At 40.3% G+C, this 7,002-nt stretch carries 8 protein-coding genes; 5 read left to right on the top strand and 3 right to left on the bottom strand.

From position 1 onward, the window contains the following. Positions 1 to 480: 480 nt before the first annotated feature. Positions 481 to 825, bottom strand: coding sequence for a hypothetical protein (locus OCI93_RS06080; RefSeq protein ID WP_261626023.1), 345 nt, complete (start codon positions 823 to 825; stop codon positions 481 to 483). 127 nt (positions 826 to 952) lie between these two features. On the opposite strand from OCI93_RS06080, the gene OCI93_RS06075 reads away from it, so the two are divergent. Both OCI93_RS06075 and OCI93_RS06070 read left to right on the top strand, forming a co-directional pair. Next, a complete protein-coding gene (locus OCI93_RS06075; protein WP_261593642.1) occupies positions 953 to 1,201 on the top strand; it encodes a TIGR03643 family protein in 249 nt (82 codons plus the stop codon). A gap of 126 nt (positions 1,202 to 1,327) precedes the next feature. Next, positions 1,328 to 1,822, top strand: coding sequence for a hypothetical protein (locus OCI93_RS06070; RefSeq protein ID WP_261626022.1), 495 nt, complete (start codon positions 1,328 to 1,330; stop codon positions 1,820 to 1,822). Here OCI93_RS06070 and OCI93_RS06065 read toward each other — a convergent pair. Beyond that, a complete protein-coding gene (locus tag OCI93_RS06065) occupies positions 1,817 to 2,689 on the bottom strand; it encodes a LysR family transcriptional regulator (protein WP_261593644.1) in 873 nt (290 codons plus the stop codon). The two genes, OCI93_RS06070 and OCI93_RS06065, sit on opposite strands and share 6 nt — an antisense overlap. Positions 2,690 to 3,044: 355 nt before the next feature. Here OCI93_RS06065 and OCI93_RS06060 point away from each other — a divergent pair, with 355 nt between their 5' ends. From OCI93_RS06060 to OCI93_RS06050, 3 genes are all read left to right on the top strand, one after another. Beyond that, positions 3,045 to 3,785: a prephenate dehydratase domain-containing protein gene (locus tag OCI93_RS06060; RefSeq protein WP_261626021.1), complete on the top strand. Its 741-nt coding sequence runs from the start codon at positions 3,045 to 3,047 to the stop codon at positions 3,783 to 3,785. A gap of 163 nt (positions 3,786 to 3,948) precedes the next feature. Then, positions 3,949 to 4,164 carry a DUF7661 family protein gene (locus OCI93_RS06055; protein WP_261626020.1) on the top strand — a complete coding sequence of 72 codons (216 nt, stop codon included), beginning with the start codon at positions 3,949 to 3,951 and terminating at the stop codon, positions 4,162 to 4,164. 112 nt (positions 4,165 to 4,276) lie between these two features. Further along, positions 4,277 to 4,900, top strand: a complete 624-nt coding sequence (locus tag OCI93_RS06050; protein ID WP_261626019.1) for a hypothetical protein — start codon at positions 4,277 to 4,279, stop codon at positions 4,898 to 4,900. Between the two features lie 138 nt (positions 4,901 to 5,038). Here OCI93_RS06050 and OCI93_RS06045 read toward each other — a convergent pair whose 3' ends face one another. Next, positions 5,039 to 6,739 (bottom strand): alkaline phosphatase D family protein, encoded by a 1,701-nt coding sequence (locus OCI93_RS06045; RefSeq protein WP_261626018.1) that lies wholly within the window; start codon positions 6,737 to 6,739, stop codon positions 5,039 to 5,041. Between the last annotated feature and the right edge of the window lie 263 nt (positions 6,740 to 7,002).

Raw genomic sequence — 7,002 nt, 5'->3', positions numbered from 1 at the left:
TCAGGGTGACGTATTACTTATAATCGTCACTCTTATAACTGTCATCCTTAATCGTCGTCATCCTGACGAAGGTTAGGATCTTATGAAGTTATTTGCCGTGCTTACAGTAGGCCCTGAAACAAGTTCAGGGTGACGCATTACTTATAATCGTCACTCTTATAACTGTCATCCTTAATCGTCGTCATCCTGACGAAGGTTAGGATCTTATGAAGTTATTTGCCGTGCTTACAGTAGGCCCTGGAACAAGCTCAGGGTGACGTATTACTTATAATCGTCACTCTTATAACTGTCATCCTTAATCGTCGTCATCCTGACGAAGGTCAGGATCTTGTGAAGTTATTTGCCGTGCTTGCAGTAGGCCCTGACGAAGGTCAGGGTGACGCATTATTTATAATTGTCACTCTTATAACTGTCATCCTTAATAGCCGTCATCCTGACGAAGGTCAGGATCTTATTGCGTCATTGTTTTGTGTCGCACTGTTAGGAAGTACCACCAGCACTGCCAAGTTCAGCTTTAACTTGGTGAATTATTGTTTGCAACTCACTACCAGCAAACTCTTGCTCAACTTGTATAAGTAACTCCTCACCCCCAGTATTAGGCTTGCCTATTATCCAAAAATAACTCGTCACTAGCATAGCTTTGCCTTTTAGTAGGTTTATTTCAGAGGCGTTAGTGGCATTAACTTGCTCAACGGCCAATTTAATTAATTGATTTAAGTACTGTTTTGCCAGTGCTAAGTCTTGTGGTGCACTGCGTGCAATGATATTGACCAAGCCTTTGGCGAGTTCAACCCAGATTGGCTCATGGTTGTGTGTATTAGCCAAGTCACTCAGTTGGGTGACATACCTCTTTGCCAGTGCTAAGTCTTGTGGTGCACTGCGGGTGATGATATTGAGTAATCGCTTTGGTAGCGCAGTGCGTATTACTACTTTTATTTATCATGGAGTATGTATGGATTTTTCAGTCTGCGAGCAAAGCCGAATAATTGAAATGGCATGGGAAGATAGAACACCTTTTGAAGCTATTGAGCAATTATATGGCCTAAATGAACCACAGGTGGTTGGCTTTATGCGCAAGCATTTAAAGGCTAGCAGCTTTAAGCTTTGGCGGCAGCGCGTTAATGGCAGAGTCACCAAGCATAAAAAATTACGCCACCCTGATATTAGCCGAGGCTATTGCTCTACCCAATATAAAAGGTAAAACTTAGCGGACTCAATACAGGTATAGAATACAGCTATGATACCCATTGTTAACTTCTATTTTACTGTTTTGCAACGCATCTTTATGATGACGTTAAAACACAACATGTAGAGTCGGAGTATAAAAATGAGTATTAAAATAAAGGTTTGTTGCTTATCACTTGTGAGTGCAATGTTATCGATACCTGCTTTAGCAAGCCCTGGTGACTGGATTAAAACCAGTGGAGATTTCGCCACATTGAGTCGCGATGCCAAAGAAGTCACTTTCTATGTAAATTATCCGCAATTAAGAGATGGAAATTGTGGGGCGGGCATAGCGCTTAATTGGCGTAATAGTCATGAGCGCTACTATAAAGAGTTGTTGGAGTATATTAGTGTTACGTCTTTGTACCCCTCATCTAGTGGCGCATATGAGATGCAACCTAACTCTATTAGCCGTGATGGCATCATGTACTCTTTTGATTATCAAAATCAATATTATGCCACTTATGTAACGATAAAAACGAAAGATAATATTACATTTGGTGAGGTTTTTGACAATATGTCAGTGTTTAGCGAGGTGCATGCGCTGACAAGTGCGGTTACCTGTAAACAGCTTGATGATGCCAATACTAAGCTATAAATAGTGAGGCTCAGTGAGCAAGCTTTTAATTGCCAATTTTAAGTGCTGGCTAGCAGCACTTTTTTGAATGTCAGCGCGGTGTACTAAACATAATTCGTCCATGACTACATCATCACTGTGCGGGTATCGCCGCAAAGGCTGAGGGCATTTATTTGCGACCCGCTCAGGCAGTATGCCTAACCCAACACTTTGTGCAACAAGGCTGGCAATCACTTCAAGATTATTTGAATGCTCAATTTGAAACTGTTTTAAATCTAATGCTTTAAGCAAAGTTTGGCTCTGTTTTAAATTGGGATCGCAATACAAGGTGTTTACGCCCTCATGAGCGCTGAGAGCGCTGTCATATTCCAATGAGCACCACAGGGCAACTTCATCGAAAAATAGTGTGTGGATCACTAAATCAGGGTGACGAATTGGGTTTATTACTAAACCAAAGTCTATTTCGCAGCCGATTATTTGCTCAGTAATTTTTCGCGATAAGTCATGAACTAAGTTGAGTGTTATATGTGGATGTATACGTTTGAGTGCAGGAATTAAATGAGGCAGTGTATACAACGCGACCGATGGGTGACAACCAATCGTAAAAGTACCCGCCATATCTGTACCAGCACGGATCACATTTGTTTTTAGTTGCTCCCATTGCGCCATAAACTTTCGACTATGTTCCTCTAAAGCGATACCTGAGCGTGTTAATTGCACGCCACTTCGGTTTCTTACCAACAGAGGGGTTGTAAAAGCTTGTTCAAGGCGCTTTATGGCTGCACTCACACTCGGTTGTGTTATACCTAAACGTTGTGCGGCGCGAGATAAGTTTTTTGTATTTGCTACCTCGACAAAATAATTTAAGTCATCGAAAGAAGGTCGCATGTTAGTCCTTTTTTGTATGGTTTTGAGGTTATATGCTCGCCAGCATAGAACCATTTAGTTATATTGGGAACATATTTTATGCATAAAGCCGCTATTTCAATACTATTTTAGCTGGCAGCACAGTAACACCGATAAGCTTGGGGTTTGTGCCTGATTAAGACACGATAAAGCCTGTTTTTGGTAAAATATCACCGGAATAAGTGTGTGAGGCGTGTAAAGTAGTTCGTATTTTTAGTATTAGTATATTTAGGTGCTTTTTAGTAGGTAAGTGCTTACGCGGTGATAAGCGTGAGATGACTGACTTCTATTGAATTTTATTTATTTAACTTGAAGATAAGGCGATATATTTAACGGTATGAAAAGTCAAAGGCAGTTTATTTTAAGAGTGAGCTTAGTCGCAGCTATGTTCATCACAACCCCCAGTGTTGCGAAAATATATGTACAGGCATCAGCTGGCAGTTTTAATGATGCGGCAATTCACTCGTTGTTTGCAAAAAAGCCGCTTTTAAAAGATGCGCTGGTGTTCTCTGGCTCTCCAACTCAAACTTTTCAAAATGCATACGCTCATAACGCACTGGCATTTAGTGCAGTCGAAAACTCAACCATAGAAGGGCGACTGGTAAAAGCGACTGTTGACGCTTTAAAGCAGTATGAAATTAAGACCGTAGTGGCATCTATTACCACGGCGATAGAAATGTGTGTTTTGATGCGCAAAGACGAGTTTGAACGTAAACAACCCATCGTTCAACTAGCATCACACCCAGCCGCGTTAAAGCAAATTAATCAATGGAAGAAAAATAACACGGTGAAAGAGTTGGCAATACCGCAAGGGACGGCTGCTGCAGCTAAAATGGTGTCACAAAAGCAAGTGTTGGCTGGCACAGTTGCAATAGGTTCCTGCGCCCTAGAGTCACTTTATTCTAACCTAGTTGTACTTGAAAAGGGTATACAGGATAACCGCAATAATGAAACGACTTTTTTGTTGATGGAAGTGGCTAAAAGAGTTGAGACAGTAGATGAAGATCAAGCAAAAGAAGCGCTTAAAAAGGCGATTAGATTTAAACCGTCATTTTTTAGTAACGGGCAAGAGCAGTAAAATATAATCACGCTTAAATTTAAGTTGGCAGTATTACTTTAGGGCTTGTTTATCTTTGCTATTGAGCAGGCCATAGGTGAAAGTTACATATTTTATTTCTCTGCTTGGCGTGTAGTATAGAGAGCTGTTTTAGTGTAATAAAGCGTTATTATGAGGTATTACTATGTACAAGTTTAATGTATTCGGACGTGTTATGTCTGTTATTCGTATCAATGAACAGTGGCAACTGTTTAAAGAGTCAGACACCAGCATGCGTGTAAGAGTATATGACGTAGTGATCCCACCAAACCTTGAAGCTGTGGCGCTTACGCAATATTTAGATGACATATATCATGAACTTGCCAGCGGCAAGTATCCATCAGTTGAGCGTATTGAATAACTGACTGAGCCTATTGTCACTATTTTTGTACTTAAGTAATTTACTGCTTCGCTTTACTCAATTTAAGAGAGGTTGGTATTATGTTCCGATAAAAAGGAATTAGAGAGATTGTATGCTGTATTTTGTTCTTACTTTAGTATTAGTAGCGGTGGGCGGGTTTGTTTTTTTACCTCGTTTTGCAAAAACAGCAGAGCGCAATGCACTGGGTGTTAATTTTATTTTAACTTTGATTGCTACTTTGGTTGGTGTATTAGTGGCGATAAATATAAGTGAATACAGTGCAGGTCAGGCAGAAAAAAAAGATATGATTAAGTTGCTTAATGCCGCCGTTGAGACGGTTGATGTCAGCTTTGATTACTCACAAGCGCTGCATGAGCATTTTGAGTCGTTGGACGAGCAAACTGATATTACAAAGTTATATCACAATAATATGCCACCATTACCCAGCTATCTGGATGATATTCTTGTTTTGCCTATTGTGAGCAAAAACATTTCCACTAGTAGCTTAAGTAATGTCGTTAATTTGAGTATTCTCGCTCGACATTTGGTTAACACTGCAGAAGAGTTACCATACTATGTTAACGTATTGAAGACGCTTAAAAAAGTGCTGGAGTTAGAAGTTAGTTACCAACTTGGGCAGTTGAATGAGCAGCAGTTAGAGCTTCAAAGTACTGATTTAATGTTAAATTTTAGTAAATATTCGGGAGTAACATATAAAAATAATTTGCCTGAATAAAAACGCCTTATTATGTTAGTGCGGGTTGACGATTTATTTAGTGTTATCGGCAAACTCACATAGAGTAACTATGCGAGGTTGCCTATTTAGGGTATTCCCTAGCCTGCCTAAACCTTCAACTCACTATTGTAAAAATAACTAGAAGTTAATAATGGTCGAAATAGCCTCTTCATCTGCTGTTTGCAGTGATAACTTAATCGTGCGGTTTTGCCAGTCGATGTCTAACATACCGTAATTACTACCAGATTTATTAATTAAATGGCGATTGCTGGTAGTAAGATTTTTGATGTCATTGCTTACGTTACCTACAAAGCCGGTTGGAATTTTTGCACCACTTGGTGCACAATTTCCCCACTCACCTGCAACGCCTTTACCACTTTCGTCTACTTCGGTGTAGCACCAAGGTTTGTCATTATCTCTGGTAGTGCAGCCTTGATAAGTAACGCCTGCATAACTATATGGTAACTTACATTGTTTGCTGTAGCTGCCATCTCCTTTCGTATCGGCATAAACTGGTAATCTTAATGGGTTTTCGATGTGATAAGGCCAGTTTTGACCAAAGCCTGATGCGGTAATTTCATACACTGTGGTTTGCTTGCCAAACTTTGCATCTGCAGGAATGTCTTTTTGTAAGATTTCTCCCCAGTGTTGATCGCCTGAAAGAAAAATCACGGTTTTGGTTTTTCCATCATTAATCGACTTTTGTACCATACGCAGCAAGCGTGCTCTTTCATTAGGCATTTCAGCCCATGATTCATAGCTGGTGCCAGACATGTCAGTCTCACCTAGTGACTCTATAGCAGTTTTAAACTGATCTCCATTACCATATGCACAATAGCTTGACATGCTGCGCCCTTGATAAAGAGGCGGTAATACTTGAATGCCACTGGCTATTAACTTGATTTCTGAGGGTTTAGCCAGTTCTTGTTCAAGCCACTGCCACTGTTGCTCACCTAGCATGGTGCTTTGTTCACCTTCACATTTGCCATAGTTGTTGAACGTCGGTGAGCGAAAATACCGCGCATCAACAGTGATCACATGGGTTTTTTCATCGTCAGTTCCGAGCATTTTGGCTTCGTAAATGCCCGCTCGACCATTTAAACGTGGGTCATTGTCAGGGGCATCAAAGTGACGCAAATACTCTTTTTGTGCATTTTCACGTTCAGGATAATATTTACCATCGTTGTTGCGGCCAAAATCATGGTCATCCCATGTTGCCATTACTGGAATTTTCGCTTCTAAAAAGGCGTGGTAATCAGCGTTTTGTTTCTTTTCGTTGTATTTTCTACGCATATTGCCCATATCGGTTGTATCAGCATATATGTTATCACCAAGCCATAAGAATAAATCAGGCTGCTGAGTGATTAAGCGAGCTAATGCTTCAGGCATGTCACCTTTGGTTTTAAAGCAAGACCCAAGTGCGACTCTATCTAAGCGTTTGCTTGCTTTTGGGTGTGTATGGCTAAGTATTTCAGCAGGCTCTGCAAGATCACACTCTTCCCATTGTGTTTCACTGGTATAACACCAAGGAGTAGTGTGGTTACGTGAACTACAGCCATAAAACTGTTCACCTTGATAGCTCGATGGCGCACGACAAGTTTTACCCGTTTTGGTTTTAAACTCAGGGATGGTTTCGACTTTTACATTGCCCCAGTAAGCGCCTTCTTGCGCTGTTTTTAAATAGCACCACTGGCTACCGTCATTATTCTTATTTGTAGTGCCCTGATAGTCTGCGCCTAGGTAATTAAAACTGGTTTTACATTGCTCATAGTGAACATCGGATTGTGCCAATGCCAGTGTGGGCAAAAGTGCAACAAGCATACTGCTGATCTTTTTCATGTTTTTTCCTATGGTGAAAATGTCATCCTAGTAACGAGTGTCATCCATGTTTAAAGCGCAACATATTAGATTGGTGGTGTGAACGATTGCTTGCAAAACTATTTCAGGTAAATTACTAGTGTCTTAACTTTGTCAAGTTTCCTGTTTTATGGTGATACAAAATAAATGTATGCATTAAATTGGAATAACCATATTTTACATTTTTATTGCTGATTTTTACTGTGCTTTTGTATACAGTTGCGGCATATACGTATTGGGAGTTT

It is taken from the genome of Pseudoalteromonas holothuriae (assembly GCF_945859825.1).
Lineage (GTDB): Bacteria > Pseudomonadota > Gammaproteobacteria > Enterobacterales > Alteromonadaceae > Pseudoalteromonas > Pseudoalteromonas holothuriae.
Note: the sequence above shows the minus strand (reverse complement) of the source record. Positions and strands in the feature narration are given on the sequence as shown.

Bases quoted from the DNA above. Each gene is read 5' to 3' on its own strand.
- OCI93_RS06055 (WP_261626020.1), top strand. From the start codon at position 3,949: ATGTACAAGTTTAATGTATTCGGACGTGTTATGTCTGTTATTCGTATC.
- OCI93_RS06070 (WP_261626022.1), top strand. From the start codon at position 1,328: ATGAGTATTAAAATAAAGGTTTGTTGCTTATCACTTGTGAGTGCAATG.
- OCI93_RS06045 (WP_261626018.1), bottom strand. From the start codon at position 6,739: ATGAAAAAGATCAGCAGTATGCTTGTTGCACTTTTGCCCACACTGGCA.
- OCI93_RS06075 (WP_261593642.1), top strand. From the start codon at position 953: ATGGATTTTTCAGTCTGCGAGCAAAGCCGAATAATTGAAATGGCATGG.
- OCI93_RS06060 (WP_261626021.1), top strand. From the start codon at position 3,045: ATGAAAAGTCAAAGGCAGTTTATTTTAAGAGTGAGCTTAGTCGCAGCT.
- OCI93_RS06065 (WP_261593644.1), bottom strand. From the start codon at position 2,689: ATGCGACCTTCTTTCGATGACTTAAATTATTTTGTCGAGGTAGCAAAT.
- OCI93_RS06050 (WP_261626019.1), top strand. From the start codon at position 4,277: ATGCTGTATTTTGTTCTTACTTTAGTATTAGTAGCGGTGGGCGGGTTT.